Below are 14,473 nucleotides of genomic sequence, written 5' to 3'. Positions count from 1 at the left end.
ATCATATGTATTACACTTTGTAACTGAAAGTATGTGACATAGAAGGAGTAATTTTTTGAAAAGATAAATAATGGTAGTATAGTAAAAGGTAGGCATGAAAAAGCCTTCTATATAATATGTAAAGTAAATAGAAGCGGGGGATTAAATTTGTATACAACATTTCTATTTGATTTAGATGGAACATTGACGGATCTGAAAGAAGGAATTGTATGCATTAAAAAAGATTGGAATTGAAGAATTGCATGTAAGCGAATTAGATTCATTTATTGGTCCACCCATCCAGCAATCATTCGTAGAAAGATACAATATGAATGAAGGAGAAGTAGAACGAGCTGTTTTTTATTTCAGGGAATATTTAAAGCAGCGTGGATTGTTAGAAAATAATGTGTACGAGGGTATTCCAAATCTTTTGAAACAATTAAAAGATACCGGAAACCGTTTATTTATAGCAACTTCCAAGCCTACTATATTTACTGCACAAGTTATAGAGCATTTTCAACTAATGAATTATTTCGAAGGTATCATTGGAAGTAATTTAGATGGTACGAGAATAAAAAAAGAAGAAATTATTGCGTATATTTTACAAACAAATGAAGAACTTAATAAAGAAAACATTGTTATGATTGGAGATAGAAAGCACGATATAATAGGTGCAAATCATAATGGAATTGCTTCAATTGGCGTTTTATATGGTTATGGTAGTAAAACAGAATTGACTGAAGTTGGTGCGACTCATATAGTAAATGATGTAAAAGAACTTCATCATTTTTGTGTAGATAATAGTTTGGTAAAGAAGTAAATATAGAGACTAAAAATCCCTTTATAACGTATGACGATGAAATCGTTTTTGTTTAAAGGGATTTTTCATATGTAATCGAATATTTATAATTAGACATTTTTAGCATGAAAAATTTGTATGAATAAGAGGAGGGATGTCAGAATCAAAAGATAAGTAGAAGTTTATCTGTAAAATTTTGAATTTTCTGTTTAAAGGAGGGGTATAATTGGAGCTAGTTATTATATTATTAGCACTTAGTTTACTAATGTTTGTAGCATATAGAGGGTTTTCTGTTATTTTATTTGCACCGATATTTGCATTATTTGCGGTATTTTTGACAGAGCCTAGTTTTGTATTACCTTTCTTTTCGAATATCTTTATGGAGAAAATGGTAGGTTTTATTAAACTATATTTTCCTGTATTTTTACTTGGGGCAATATTTGGGAAAGTAGTAGAAATGTCAGGAATTGCGGACTCGATTGCAAAGACAATTATAGAGTTAGTTGGTGAAAAACGTACGATATTAGCGATTGTATTAATGGGTGCTATTTTAACGTATAGTGGTGTTAGTGTGTACGTAGTAGTGTTTGCTGTATATCCGTTCGCAGCTAAGTTGTTTCGACAAGCGGATATTCCAAAGCGTTTAATCCCTGGAACAATTGTTCTTGGAGCAGTCACGTTTACAATGGATGCGCTACCTGGATCACCACAAATTCAAAATGTAATACCTACAACATTTTTTAAAACGGACATTTATGCAGCGCCGATACTTGGTATTGTAGGGGCAATTTTTGTACTCACGTTAGGTTTACTATATTTAGAGCGTAGACGTAAGAAGGCGAAGGCAGCAGGAGAAGGGTATTTTGGTTTTAACGATGGGAATACTGAAATGGCAGCCTCTTTGCAAGTGCAAGTAGAACAAAAAGATATGCCAATGCTTAAAGGTATTGAAATTACAAGAGTTCAGCAAGTGATTGCTTTTATACCACTTATTTTAGTAGGTGTAATGAATAAAGTTTTTACTATTATGATACCGAAATGGTATCCGAATGGTTTTGATTTTTCTGCAATTGGTATGAAAGCATTTGGAAAAGTAGAATTAAGTGCAGTAGTTGGAATCTGGTCAGTAGAATTGGCACTTATTATAGGTATTGTAACAACGTTATTATTATATTGGAAACGAGTAGTAACAGGATTTCAAGCTGGATTGAATACAAGTATTGGTGGAGCGTTACTTGCAACGATGAATACAGGAGCTGAGTTTGGATTCGGTGGTGTCATCGCAGCACTTCCAGGATTCGCGATTATGAGAGATGGTATTTCTGCCACATTCACAAATCCTCTAGTGAATGGAGCAGTAACGACGAATATTTTAGCCGGTATTACAGGCTCTGCATCAGGAGGAATGGGAATTGTTTTAAGTGCAATGGGAGATAAGTTTATTGCAGCGGCCAATCAATTTGATATTCCATTAGAAGTAATGCATCGTATCGTGTCAATGGCATCGGGAGGAATGGATACATTACCACATAATGGGGCTATTATTACTATCCTTACAGTAACTGGATTAACTCATAAACAATCTTATAAAGATATATTTGCTATCACAGTATTGAAAACGCTTGCTGTATTTTTGGTTATTGCATTCTATACTTTAACAGGAATTTATTAAAATTAGGTACGATATGAATTAAATAGATTTATTAAATAGATATTTTATAGACTAAAACATTAATTAGGGTAAGAAGGGGTGGAGTACTTGCAAGAAGTTGCTGAGTTTCGTATGCCGAAGTCTGTGTTATATGGGAGAAATTCGCTTGAAAAATTGGGGGAACAATCCAAGAAGCTGGGAAAAAGAGCGTTTATAGTTACTGATACAATTATGGAGAATTTAGGATATGTTGAGAGGTGTATACAACAATTAAATACGAAAGGTATTACTGTTATTACATATAATAAAGTAAATGCTGAGCCTACCAATATGCACGTGTTAGAAGCGTTATCAATTTGTAAAGAAGGAAAGTGTGATTTTATTATCGGTATTGGTGGTGGAAGTTGTATTGATGCCGCAAAAGCAGTTGCCGTGTTATATACAAATGGTGGAGAAGTGGAAGATTATGTCCAAAAGGATATGGAAATAGACAATGATCCGCTACCACTAATTGCAATCCCGACAACTTCTGGTACTGGATCGGAAGTAACAAGTGTAGCAGTAATTACGAATAAGCGAACAGATGTAAAAATGATGATGAAGCATCCAAGTTTTACCCCACAAGTAGCAATTATTGACCCAATTTTAACACGTTCTGTACCACCTCATATTACGGCTGCAACAGGGATAGATGCATTATGTCATGCGGTCGAAGCATATATTTCTAAAGTTTCACAATCACTTACAGATGTACTTGCTCTTTCCGCTATTGAAAGTATTATGAAATATTTACGTATTGCATATGAAGATGGAGAGAATATGGAGGCAAGAGAGGCGATGATGATTGCGTCCTTACAAGCTGGAATAGCATTTTCAAATGCATCTGTTACGCTCGTTCATGGAATGTCTAGGCCAGTAGGAGCGTTATTTCATGTACCACATGGTATATCGAATGCAATACTATTACCTACAGTGTTGGAGTTTACGAAAGAAAGAGCGGTGAAAAGATTAGCAAAAATTGGACGTAGTTTAAATAAAGATTTATATTCGAATTCTGATGAAGAAGCAGCTGACTACACGCTGGATGAAATCAAAAAACTTTGTTCTGATCTTCGTATTCCAAATTTAAAAGAATACGGAATTGGGGAAATTGAATTTGAAACAGCTATTTCTAAAATGGCATCAGATGCAATTGAAAGTGGAAGTCCAGCAAATAATCCACGTGTACCATCATATGATGAAATTAAACAGTTGTATCGAGAATGTTTTCATTATCAATATGAAGATTCAATAAAAACATTTGAAGGTTAATTTCAGAATATTCTTATAAAATTTCCTTGGAAATAGTTAAAACAAGACTTTATATTTCAAACGTAAAGTCTTGTTTTATTGTGTATAATATACATAATAAAATGTTGTGATTCACTTAAAAAATAGTGTAAGGTAGGTGTTGGTTTTAATGAAAACAATAGGTTTAATTGGTGGTATGAGTTGGGAATCAACTACTGAATATTATCGAATCATAAATGAAGAAATAAAAGAGAGATTAGGGGGGTTACATTCAGCAAAATGTATGATTTATAGTGTGGACTTTGAAGAGATTGAACGATTCCAGTCTAGCGGAGATTGGAATGGAGCAGGAGAAGTATTAGGGAATGCAGCATATTCGTTACAGAGTGGGGGAGCAGAGTTTATAATTATTTGCACAAATACAATGCACAAAGTAGTTGAGAAAATAAAGGAAAATATTCATATTCCAGTCTTACATATCGCTGATGCAACTGCGAAAGAAATTAAAAGGAAAGATATTCAAAAGGTTGGTTTACTTGGAACTAAATATACAATGGAGCAAGACTTTTATAAATTACGCATAGAAGAGAATCATATAAAAGTAATGGTTCCATCAGAAAAAGCTAGAGATAAGATAAATGAAGTAATATATACAGAATTATGTTTAGGAAAGATAACATCTCAATCTAGAGAGTATTATAAAAGAGTTGTAGAAGAGTTAGTACAACAAGGGGCACAAGGAATTATATTAGGCTGTACAGAAATAGGATTATTAATAAAGCAGGAAGACGTATGCATTCCGATATTTGACACAACTCATATACATGCAGTTGAAGCAGTTAATTTCGCTTTACGAAATAGAATATAATTATATTATGTAACCTAATTCATGTTTGTGGAAAACATTCTGAAAATATTTTATAATGTAAGTGGTTACATTTAAGGGGGAATGCGTATGTTTTCAGTTCAGCCAATCGCATTTGTACATAATGAAAGAAAGGAAATAAAAGATGATGAGTGGGGAGAAGTAAGATCCTATATTACTTTAACTGAAATGTATACAGAGGAAAGTATACAAGGGATTGAAGATTTTTCTCATATTGAAGTTGTTTTTTATTTTCATAAAGTAACTGATGAACAAATTCAATATTTTGCTAGACATCCTAGAAATAATAATGATTATCCTAAAGTAGGCATTTTTGCACAACGCGGGAAAAATCGTCCGAATCGCATAGGAGCAACAATTGTAAAGGTAATCAAAAGAGAAGGAAAATCAATTATTGTTGAGGGGTTAGATGCCATTGATGGCACACCTATATTGGATATAAAGCCGATAATGAAAGAGTTTATGCCGAAAGAAGCAATTCTACAGCCTAAATGGGCAACAGATATAATGAGACAGTATTGGAAGGGGAATGGAGTAAAATGAGAATATATGAGGCAACAATTGCAGATTTAGATGGACTAGCATCAGTTTTTAATAACTATCGTATGTTTTATAGACAAGATTCCGATATAGAAGGAGCAAAAGTATTTTTACGAAATCGAATTGAGAGAAAAGAATCCGTTATTTTTGTGGCAGTTGAAGACGGTGAATATATTGGATTCACACAATTATATCCATCATTTTCTTCCATTTCGATGAAAGAATTATGGATTTTAAATGATTTATTTGTACAAGCAACTAAGCGCGGAGCAGGAACAGGTAAAAAATTATTAGAAGCTGCTAAAGAATTTGCATTAGAAAATGGTGCAAAAGGTGTAAAATTACAAACAGAGATTGATAATTTATCAGCACAGCGATTATATGCTGAAAATGGTTATTTGAGAGATAATCGTTATTTCCATTATGAATTAACATTTTAAAAAAATATAAGATTAAAAAAGACTTTTTCATTGTGAAAACGTCTTTTTTAATTTGTATTATAGTTGTTTTAGAACCCAATTTGTGGCATCTTCAAAGTTCTCTGCAATGTAGTTTGGTTCAATATGAGCCCATTTGTCTCGGTGTGTATGTAAAGCATCATATCCAGCGCCTGTTCGTACTAAAATCGTTGTCGCGTTTACTTTTGCTCCTGCAACGATATCAGTCCAGCGATCACCAACTACAGCACATTGTGTTAAATCAAGTCCATGTTTTTCCGCTGCTTGCAGAAGCATACCTGTACTTGGTTTCCGGCATTCACAACCATCACCATGTTTATGAGGACATACGTAAATATCATCAAAACCGAAGCCTTCTAATTCTTGTGAAAAATCGGCTATAGTCGCTATTCCATCCGCAATACCTGGTTGATTTGTGAAAGAGAAAATTTTTATATTATTAGCTTTTAGTTTTTGTAAGGATGTTTTTGTAAAAGGAAATAATGTAAATGCTCCTGGATAATGTATAGTAGTGTCGCCGCCAATTGTACCGTCACGATCAATGAAAATTGCTTTAATGTTTGTCATATTTATAGTCCTTTCAATTAAAAAGTAGTTTAAAAATGTTTTACAAATCGATAACCATTTACTTCATATCCTAATTTTTTGTAAAAAGGATGAGCTTCTACTCTTTTTGTTCCACTAACTAGCCATGTGCCAATGCAATTATGCTTCTTTGCTAATTGCTCTGCATAATCCATTAATACTTGTCCAATGCCTTTTCGTCGTATTGTAGAATCAACGCTAATAATTGAAATTTCTCCATACCGAGTTACATCTTCTAAATTTTCACGTATACGAAACCCAAGTAATCCACATATAGTTTCTTCTTCCTCATAAACATATAAAAAATCAAAAGGACTCATTTGTACGAATTGCAACCGGTTGTTCATATCTTCATAAGAAATAGAGGAACCTTTTAATTCTGTGGTTAAAGAACAAAGTGCATCTATATCGTCTATCGTAGCTTCACGAATTTGAAAAGACATATTATCCACTCCAATAAAATGTAATCAAACATTAAGTATTCTGTTAAAAAATATTTATTCCTGCTATGAAAATAAATATTTTATAATGATATATAGATAGTTATATGTTATTCTTTTCCTTGTTTGTATTGGGAATGGAAAGAAGGGGAATGTATGTTAGAAGTAAATATCTGCTCTGCTGGATATGAAATAGGAGAAAAAACAATTTATGATATCGCTTTTTCTATTGGAAAAGGTGAATTAGTTGCTCTTATTGGTGCAAATGGTGCCGGGAAAAGTACGACGATTAAAACGATGCTCGGTTTACTTGTAAATATGAATGGTGAAATATCATTCGGTGAAAAAAAGAACCCATATGCATATGTGCCGGAGCATCCGACATATTATGATTATTTAACGCTTTGGGAACATATTGAACTATTAATGGCTGCTCGTGAGAATGAGATAGGAAGCTGGGAAAGGAAAGCGGAAGAATTATTACATATGTTTCGAATGGATAAACATAAACATGAGTATTTATCAAAGTTTTCAAAAGGAATGAAACAAAAATCGATGCTCATTTTGGCGTTTTTAACTGAACCAGATTTTTATATCATTGATGAACCTTTTATCGGCTTAGATCCAGTAGCTACGAAAGAGTTTTTAAGTTATTTATATAAAGAGAAAGAACGTGGGGCAGGAATTTTACTTTGTACGCACGTATTAGATACAGCTGAAAGAATTTGTGAGAGATTTTTACTCATTTCACAGGGTACATTAGTCGCAGATGGACATTTAGAATCTATCCAAACGTTAGCGGAAATGCCAGGGAGTTCACTATTAGACTGTTTTGATGTAATCGTAAGGCGTGAACAGCATGATTAAACAACAATTTTATAAAAGATTGCGTCATGAACTGAGACGTAAATGGAAGTCCATACGTTCTATAACTGACTGGACAGTTGCGCTATATATTATAATTCCAGCACTTATATTTATGGGGATTTATTATCGCTCGCTATGGATAGAAGAATTATCGATGGGAGAGACAGTTTATTTCGGGTTAGGTCTATTCGCATTTTATATGATTACATATTCGAGAGGAGTTCGTTCATTTTTTGAACAAGCGGATAGTTTATTTTTAATTTCGTATCCCGCTCACATGCAAAAGTTAATCCAGTATGGTATGACATATACGTTTATTCGAATAGCGATAACGAATGCAGTGGTAGTAGTTTCTATGTTACCAGTGTTGATGAAAAGTATTGGAGTGACGAAGGTACAAATCGTATTATTTTGGCTATTCTTTACTGCATTTCGATTTATGATGTCGTTATTAACGAGATTTATTCATGTACGTGTGGGGAAACGCTGGCTACTATGGATAATAAAAAATGTAATATTTTCTATAAGTCTATCCTTTTTTGGATTGAGCCTGTTTCTTATTTATAAAAATCCATTCTATTCTATACTATGTATTGGACTAGCAGCTTTTCTAATTCTCGTATTGATAAAAGAAAAACTAAACTATAAAAATTGCTTTTTTAAAGAAGTTGAGAAAGAGAAAGAAGAAAGTATGCGCTGGACGAGTGGGATTATGCAAGTTGGTGGTCATGCGTCGAAACCGAGTAGTTCGAATAAAAAACCGTGGATGTTTCCTCGTTCTAAAAAGTTTTTAGGGAAGAAAACTGATTCTCGTATTGTTGAATCCTTTTTAAAAGAATTTTTCCGTACAAGTAGTGCGCGAATATTTTATATTCAAATTGTATGTATAAGCACTGTAAGTATTATTATGAGTCCAAGGTGGATTGCAGCTATTATTCTTGTATTTGCTTTAGTTGCAATTTCTCGCTATGCACGTGATTATTGGAATGAATTTACGAAAAAAATGTTTCTTCATTTATATTGTGCTGAAGGAAAATTACTACTGTTAAGATGGAAGGCAAATCGCTATTTATTGCTTCCAGTAATACTTTTGTATGGAATAGTTATACTTTCTCATTTTTATTTATTAGCAGCTGTGGTCAGCGGCGTTGTTTTTATTTTATTAATTGTGTGGATTGTATTTTTACCATTAAAAAAGAGCCAATGACGGCTCTTTTTCTAATCTGTCACACATTGATAAATAAAATATACTAAAACGAGTATACTTGCGGCGGAATACAAGACATCTAAAGTCATCTGGTTGCCTCCTCATTGTTGTTGTATTTTTATTGTATGAAACCTTACAATTTCATATTCAAGTGAAAAATATGTGAACGTTAACAAAATTGTAAAGTGCAAAAATTACAATCATTTTGTATAATAGAAGAAACAATCGTTATATAAAATATAATGAGTGAAAGGGAGGGAACATAGATGCCAAATTGGTTTAGAAAAACCTTAGTCGCATTAATTACCGTATTTACATTTGGTTTAGTGACGCCTCCTTCCATATTGCTTGATAATGCCAAAGCTGCGGACAAGCCTACGAGTACAGCTGGGCAACAAAATTTGGAGAGTACGTCCTATACATATGAAGAAACGAATGACAGGTTAACCACCGATACTTTTATTACTTATGCAATGCTAGAAGCAGAGAAGCAGTCGATGCAAAAGTTTGGAACTAAAATTGGTCCAGTAATCGAAGATGAGTTTAAAGATGTAATATTACCGAAAATTGAAGAGGCAATTGCTGAGCTTGCCAATGATGTACCAGAAGATTCGCTGCAATCATTAGCGATTTCTCAAAGACCAGCTGGTGGAAATAACGAAAAGATTTTTCACGTTTATGACACGAAATCAGGAAATGATTTATTACGATTTCATGTAAGACGAGATCATCCACCGCAAGATGGTTACTATTTTAATTTCCACTATCATCGATTTGATGATGGGTACTCAGGACACCATGAGCTAGGAAATATTTATTGGAATACGAATGTACCGCCGAAATGGCTTTCTTAAAAAGAACAAGAGAAAATCTTGTTCTTTTTTATGCTTATAGAAGGGTAAGACAACTATGTTGTTGAATAAGATAGGTTTAGAAAAAAGAAGCAAAGGGAGAATGGGAATGCAAAAATATATTGTTTTTGACTTTGATGGCACATTAGTAGATTCACAAAATATATTTGTACCAATTTATAATCAACTTGCTGAAAAGCATGGATATAAAACCGTAAGAGAAGAAGAAATTGAGTATTTACGTAAATTAACGATGCCGGAGAGATGTAAACAACTCGATGTACCACTGTATAAACTACCTATATTAGCATTGGAGTTTTATAAATTGTATCAACCTGCTATAAAAGATCTCATTTTGTTCCATGGGATGAAGGATGTATTAGATGAACTACATAAGAAAGGCTACGGAATCGCAGTCATATCATCGAACTCGGAAGAGCATATTCGAGCATTTTTACACAATAATGATATAGAAAATATTCAAGAAGTGTATTGTTCAAAAAATTTGTTCGGGAAAGATAAAATGATAAAACGGTTTTTAAAATCTAAAAAGATAACAGAGAAAGATATGTTATATGTTGGTGACGAACAGCGAGACGTAGCAGCATGTAAAAAAGCTGGGGTGAATGTAATTTGGGTATCTTGGGGATATGATGTTATTGAAACAGTGAAAAAAGATGCACCGGATTATATGGTCAATACACCGATGGAAATTGTGCAAGTAGTGCAAGGGGCGTATTCTTAATATGCATACACTTCGAGCAGGTATTGATCATATTGAATTTTGAGTAGCAAATTTAGAGGAATCCATTTCTTTTTACGATATTTTATTTTCCATAATTGGATGGGGAAAGTTAAAGGAAGTATCTTATAGTTCAGGAGAAAGCGAAATATACTTTAAAGAAGTAGACGAAGAAATCGTAAGAACGTTAGGGCCTAAATAACAAGCTGTTAATAGAGAAGTAGCGTATACACCAAATGTAGAAATGTAAGGGGAATAAAAATGAAAACAGTTACAGCATGGCAAAACAATATACAAATAATAAAAGATGCAGCAAATATTGAAGAAATTTCTAAAGGTTTCTCTCCTGATAAGAAATATGTAATTACGAATGCGAATAAAGAAAAATATTTATTGCGGACAGGCGATATAAAAGAGTATGAAAGAAAGAAAATAGAGTTTCAAATTTTAAATGAAATGCAAAACCGTAGTGTGCAAGCGCAAAAGCCAATTGAAATGGATTTGTTGGCAGAAGAAGGTTTATGTTATGGGATTTTTTCATATTTAGAAGGGGAAGATGCGAAGAAGCTATTGCCTACGTATTCACCAAAAGAACAATATGAGATTGGTATAGAGGCAGGAAAAGATTTAGCAAAAATGCATACATATGAAGCTCCTGATGATATTCTACCATGGTATGAAAGAGCAATGAAAAAACATCAAAAATATGTAGAGGCATATAAAACATGTGGAATAAAAATAAAAAATGATGATAAAATCATAAAGTTTATAGATGAAAATGAAATATATTTAAAGAACCGCCCAAATCGATTTCAACATGATGATTTTCATTTAGAAAATATAATTGTGCGAGATGGGAAATATGTAGGTGTTGTTGATTTTAATGGCTATGACTGGGGCGATCCACTTCATGATTTCGTAAAAATTGCACTGTTTGCAAGGGACATTAGTATTCCGTATTCAATTGGACAAATAGAAGGATACTTTAGTGGGAGCATACCAGAGGAGTTCTGGAAATTATATGCGGTGTACGTTGGCATGACAGTATTCTCATCAGTTGTCTGGTCATTACGAGCAGCACCACATATGTTAGATGATACGTTAGAACGTCTTACTATCGTTTTAGAGGACCATAAAAACTTTGAGTTATTAAAGCCAATCTGGTTTCAACCAGAAAAGATTGATATGAAATAGAAAAGGTAGGTGTGATTCACATCTACCTTTATTTTTTTACCATTCTTCGTTTTGAAGCAGTTGTAATGCTAATTTTAAATCTATATCTTCTTGTATATGTTCCGGAGTCCACGGGATATGTATATGCGGTTGTATACCAATTCCGGACATTCCTTCGCCTTTATCTATAATGGAAAGCCGTGAAGTAGGATAGTAAAGAGCGAATGTATCAGCCCATTCCATTACCGCTAAATTAGAATAATCATTTAAACCAGCAGTAGGACGACCTATTATTTTTACTTTCAATGATTTTTTTGCAACTTCTACAAAAGAATCACCAGAACTTCCACATGTAACATCTGTTAATATAACTACTCTATTAGGTGATTTGCTTCCGTGTATTTTTAATGATTGAAGTTCTGTTGGTAACTCAGAAGTATCAAATGTAACGAATCCTTTTTTATAATTCCTTTTTAAATCTTGAATAAATATATCAGTGAATAATTTGGAAAGTTCGTCTAAAGAATCATAATCTTCCATTTCGATGTCTTTCATACGTAAATGAAAGTTTCGTTCTGTATGATTCAATTGCATTGTATCTGAAGAATCTAAAAGAGAGATCTCTTTGTCTTCAAATAAGTAAGGAAGTAATTTGAAAAATGCATCATCACTTCCACCACGATTCAAACGCACATCAATAATTAAGTTCGGAAAAGAATTGAGCTCATTTTTGTGTGAGTCTAATAATTTATTAATAGCTTCAGTATTTGCAAAATCAGTCAAAGTAAGTAAGAGTGTGTCTTTATTATGCTGTTTAAATGAATAAATAGGCGTGTATTCATTTTGTTTATACTGTTGTAAAGTAATGGTTTCGGTTACGCCGTCTTCATCTATAAGTGTACAAGTTGATGATTGTAATAAAACAAAATCCCATTTTTCACGTTCATATGTATTCGCATTTAAATACTTACTATATTTTATTAATAACTCAGGAATTTTCATATTATCTAATGCCAGAATAGACTGCCCTTTTTTCACTCTTATTTCTTGTGAAGTGGATGTAATATATAGGCGGTCTTCGTACCTTTTCACTTGGAAGCCAACACTGTTAAGAGGTTGATTGTTAGTGAGAATTTTGAAAAACATATGATTATCTTTAAAGTCTAGTAAGTAATCACGTACAATTTCAGTAAATTGTATTGGTGTTAGTTTTCCGAGTTTCTCTAGTTTCGCAACTGTTTGTAAATAAGTAGCAGGATCGTCCCATCCTTTCTTATCTATACAGCCTGAATAATCGTGATGAGTAATTGAAACAATTTCTTTGAAAATTCCTGTATACACGGCTTTTCCTCCTGGTAATTTAATTAGTTGAATAATAGAATTCTGTATCCTTTCCGTATTATCCTTTATTTGGATGGAGATTGTAATGAAAAATAGAGGGAAGTGTTATCATCCCTCTATTAAAAATTCATTTAACTTTCTTAAAAACAAGTGGCTGAGTACTTAGCGTAGCTGGCACATGTAACTGAAGGGATAGAAATTCACCACTCACACTCATTTCATAAGCGAATAATAAGCTCATTTTCATTCGGAATAAGTCAACTTTTGCAGAGAAGATGTCGTAATGATGATGCGTTAATTGAATGTCCATCTCCATAAATTGTACAAATAATGAATCATCTCGTTTGTATACTTGTAATGTTCCGTATGCAGGGTGTTCGAAAGTACCAGTATAATCCTCTAATTTATGAGAAGGTGTAGTCCCTTTAATTTGTTCTGGAATGGATTCAGTTGCTTCTTTCATCATTTCTTTCATTTTTTCACTATCTTCTACAGCACGTTTATGCCAGTCGATAGACTCTAATCCGAGTAGTTCGTCGTAAATTTGGTTTGCTAGATAAATAGGAAGTAATGTACCTCCAGCATTTGTTAATATGACAAGACCTACATTTTCATTTGGCATAAATGAAACAAACGCTGAAAATCCATCGATATTACCACCGTGATGAATCATTTTATAACCACGATAAGCGCTAATAAACCAACCAAGCCCATAACTATTTAATGGCGATTCAGGAAGTGATAAAGCTGGTTGATCTGGAATTGAATTGTGTGGTGTATACATTTGTTGTAATAATTCTGGAGAAATTAATTCATGATCTCCAAACTTTCCTTGTTTTAAGTGAAGAAGGACCCAATTTGCCATATCTTCAATTGTAGAATTGATACAACCAGCAGCGCCAACCGTATCGATGTTGCGGAATGGAACTTCTTTTATTTCACCGTCATTTTCGATGTAAGGTAAAGCATAATCATTTGTAGTTTGTGAATCTGTAACAGAGAAGTTTGTATGCCTCATATTTAAAGGTTCTAAAATATGTTCTGTAGCATATTGTTCCCACGTTTGATTCGTGATGTTTTCTACAATATAGCTAATTGTCGCATACATTAAGTTGTTATATAGAAATGCTGTGCGGAACGGTGCATCAAGTGGTAAATGTTTTATTTTTTCAACGAGATCTTTTCGAGATAAGGAAGAGCTGTACCAAAGAGCATCATGACGACTTACCCCAGTACGATGAGAAGCTAAATCTCGTCCTGTAACTTGTGAGCTAGCAAGTAGTTCAGATAAAGAGAAGTTAGGTATATAAGACTGAACAGGAGTATCCCAATTAAAATTTTTTTGCTGTGCTAACAAACTTAATGAAAGTGTGCCAAAAGCTTTCGTTGAGGAACCGATTGCAAATCGAGTACTCGGTGTAACCTCGTCTTTTGTCTCTAGATTTCGATAGCCAAATCCTTCTGAAATAATGACTTCACCGTCTTTTATAACAGCCACAGCAGCTCCAGGAACATTTAAATCCTTCATCATTTTTTCAACTGTCGTTTGTAAAGAATTCATAACAGGCGTTTCAATTTTAGACATACATCTAACCTCCAACTATAAATTTTTCCCTACCGCACTATACTTTCGGTAATAGAAAATGAAAACCTTTTTAAATGTG

General features: G+C 33.3%; 14 protein-coding genes and 2 pseudogenes. 12 read left to right on the top strand and 4 right to left on the bottom strand.

Going from position 1 to position 14,473, the window contains the following annotated elements:
- Positions 1-147 precede the first annotated feature (147 nt).
- The 6 genes and pseudogenes from KVT31_RS05595 (at position 148) to KVT31_RS05570 (ending at position 5,585) form a co-directional block, all read left to right on the top strand.
- Positions 148-799: pseudogene (locus KVT31_RS05595) on the top strand (HAD family hydrolase).
- Between the two features lie 205 nt (positions 800-1,004).
- Entirely contained in the window at positions 1,005-2,450 is a 1,446-nt protein-coding gene (locus KVT31_RS05590; protein ID WP_088096269.1) for a GntP family permease, read from the top strand.
- Between the two features lie 87 nt (positions 2,451-2,537).
- Positions 2,538-3,740, top strand: a complete 1,203-nt coding sequence (gene eutG / locus KVT31_RS05585) for an alcohol dehydrogenase EutG (protein ID WP_088096270.1) — start codon at positions 2,538-2,540, stop codon at positions 3,738-3,740.
- Positions 3,741-3,888: 148 nt separating this feature from the next.
- The gene (locus tag KVT31_RS05580; RefSeq protein WP_088096271.1) at positions 3,889-4,587 is read left to right on the top strand and encodes an aspartate/glutamate racemase family protein; all 699 of its coding nucleotides are present in this window, start codon (positions 3,889-3,891) and stop codon (positions 4,585-4,587) included.
- Between the two features lie 87 nt (positions 4,588-4,674).
- On the top strand, positions 4,675-5,148 hold the full coding sequence (locus KVT31_RS05575; RefSeq protein WP_088096272.1) for an SAM-dependent methyltransferase: 474 nt from the start codon (positions 4,675-4,677) through the stop codon (positions 5,146-5,148).
- Positions 5,145-5,585, top strand: coding sequence for a GNAT family N-acetyltransferase (locus tag KVT31_RS05570; RefSeq protein ID WP_073518498.1), 441 nt, complete (start codon positions 5,145-5,147; stop codon positions 5,583-5,585). The genes KVT31_RS05575 and KVT31_RS05570 overlap by 4 nt, the downstream gene beginning before the upstream one ends.
- A gap of 57 nt (positions 5,586-5,642) precedes the next feature.
- Here KVT31_RS05570 and KVT31_RS05565 read toward each other — a convergent pair whose 3' ends face one another.
- Complete coding sequence (locus tag KVT31_RS05565) at positions 5,643-6,170, bottom strand: HAD-IIIA family hydrolase (RefSeq protein ID WP_088096273.1); 528 nt, start codon at positions 6,168-6,170, stop codon at positions 5,643-5,645.
- 29 nt (positions 6,171-6,199) lie between these two features.
- A complete protein-coding gene (locus tag KVT31_RS05560; protein ID WP_088096274.1) occupies positions 6,200-6,631 on the bottom strand; it encodes a GNAT family N-acetyltransferase in 432 nt (143 codons plus the stop codon).
- Positions 6,632-6,784: 153 nt separating this feature from the next.
- Here KVT31_RS05560 and KVT31_RS05555 point away from each other — a divergent pair, with 153 nt between their 5' ends.
- From KVT31_RS05555 to KVT31_RS05530, 6 genes and pseudogenes are all read left to right on the top strand, one after another.
- A complete protein-coding gene (locus KVT31_RS05555; RefSeq protein WP_088096275.1) occupies positions 6,785-7,495 on the top strand; it encodes an ABC transporter ATP-binding protein in 711 nt (236 codons plus the stop codon).
- Entirely contained in the window at positions 7,488-8,702 is a 1,215-nt protein-coding gene (locus KVT31_RS05550) for an ABC transporter permease (protein ID WP_088096276.1), read from the top strand. The genes KVT31_RS05555 and KVT31_RS05550 overlap by 8 nt, the downstream gene beginning before the upstream one ends.
- Positions 8,703-8,968: 266 nt before the next feature.
- The gene (locus KVT31_RS05545) at positions 8,969-9,556 is read left to right on the top strand and encodes a YpjP family protein (protein WP_001134411.1); all 588 of its coding nucleotides are present in this window, start codon (positions 8,969-8,971) and stop codon (positions 9,554-9,556) included.
- A gap of 106 nt (positions 9,557-9,662) precedes the next feature.
- On the top strand, positions 9,663-10,298 hold the full coding sequence (locus KVT31_RS05540) for an HAD family hydrolase (protein ID WP_001174998.1): 636 nt from the start codon (positions 9,663-9,665) through the stop codon (positions 10,296-10,298).
- Position 10,299: 1 nt separating this feature from the next.
- A pseudogene (locus KVT31_RS05535) lies at positions 10,300-10,494 on the top strand (VOC family protein); the annotation flags it as partial.
- Between the two features lie 62 nt (positions 10,495-10,556).
- Positions 10,557-11,489, top strand: a complete 933-nt coding sequence (locus KVT31_RS05530) for an aminoglycoside phosphotransferase family protein (protein ID WP_088096277.1) — start codon at positions 10,557-10,559, stop codon at positions 11,487-11,489.
- Positions 11,490-11,525: 36 nt separating this feature from the next.
- Here KVT31_RS05530 and KVT31_RS05525 read toward each other — a convergent pair whose 3' ends face one another.
- Both KVT31_RS05525 and KVT31_RS05520 read right to left on the bottom strand, forming a co-directional pair.
- A complete protein-coding gene (locus KVT31_RS05525; protein ID WP_088096278.1) occupies positions 11,526-12,809 on the bottom strand; it encodes a S41 family peptidase in 1,284 nt (427 codons plus the stop codon).
- A gap of 127 nt (positions 12,810-12,936) precedes the next feature.
- Positions 12,937-14,394: a serine hydrolase gene (locus KVT31_RS05520; protein ID WP_088096279.1), complete on the bottom strand. Its 1,458-nt coding sequence runs from the start codon at positions 14,392-14,394 to the stop codon at positions 12,937-12,939.
- Between the last annotated feature and the right edge of the window lie 79 nt (positions 14,395-14,473).

Origin of the sequence: Bacillus sp. GbtcB14 (assembly GCF_019091205.1) — a bacterium.
GTDB lineage: Bacteria > Bacillota > Bacilli > Bacillales > Bacillaceae_G > Bacillus_A > Bacillus_A cereus_AG.
The sequence above is the reverse complement of the archived record's forward strand: the minus strand, read 5'-3'. Positions and strand labels throughout refer to the sequence as shown.

What these genes read in the sequence shown, in the direction of transcription:
- KVT31_RS05580 (WP_088096271.1), top strand. Translation starts at nt 3,889, where the DNA reads ATGAAAACAATAGGTTTAATTGGTGGTATGAGTTGGGAATCAACTACT.
- KVT31_RS05555 (WP_088096275.1), top strand. Translation starts at nt 6,785, where the DNA reads ATGTTAGAAGTAAATATCTGCTCTGCTGGATATGAAATAGGAGAAAAA.
- KVT31_RS05575 (WP_088096272.1), top strand. Translation starts at nt 4,675, where the DNA reads ATGTTTTCAGTTCAGCCAATCGCATTTGTACATAATGAAAGAAAGGAA.
- KVT31_RS05540 (WP_001174998.1), top strand. Translation starts at nt 9,663, where the DNA reads ATGCAAAAATATATTGTTTTTGACTTTGATGGCACATTAGTAGATTCA.
- KVT31_RS05570 (WP_073518498.1), top strand. Translation starts at nt 5,145, where the DNA reads ATGAGAATATATGAGGCAACAATTGCAGATTTAGATGGACTAGCATCA.
- KVT31_RS05565 (WP_088096273.1), bottom strand. Translation starts at nt 6,170, where the DNA reads ATGACAAACATTAAAGCAATTTTCATTGATCGTGACGGTACAATTGGC.
- KVT31_RS05560 (WP_088096274.1), bottom strand. Translation starts at nt 6,631, where the DNA reads ATGTCTTTTCAAATTCGTGAAGCTACGATAGACGATATAGATGCACTT.
- KVT31_RS05520 (WP_088096279.1), bottom strand. Translation starts at nt 14,394, where the DNA reads ATGTCTAAAATTGAAACGCCTGTTATGAATTCTTTACAAACGACAGTT.
- KVT31_RS05545 (WP_001134411.1), top strand. Translation starts at nt 8,969, where the DNA reads ATGCCAAATTGGTTTAGAAAAACCTTAGTCGCATTAATTACCGTATTT.
- KVT31_RS05550 (WP_088096276.1), top strand. Translation starts at nt 7,488, where the DNA reads ATGATTAAACAACAATTTTATAAAAGATTGCGTCATGAACTGAGACGT.
- KVT31_RS05530 (WP_088096277.1), top strand. Translation starts at nt 10,557, where the DNA reads ATGAAAACAGTTACAGCATGGCAAAACAATATACAAATAATAAAAGAT.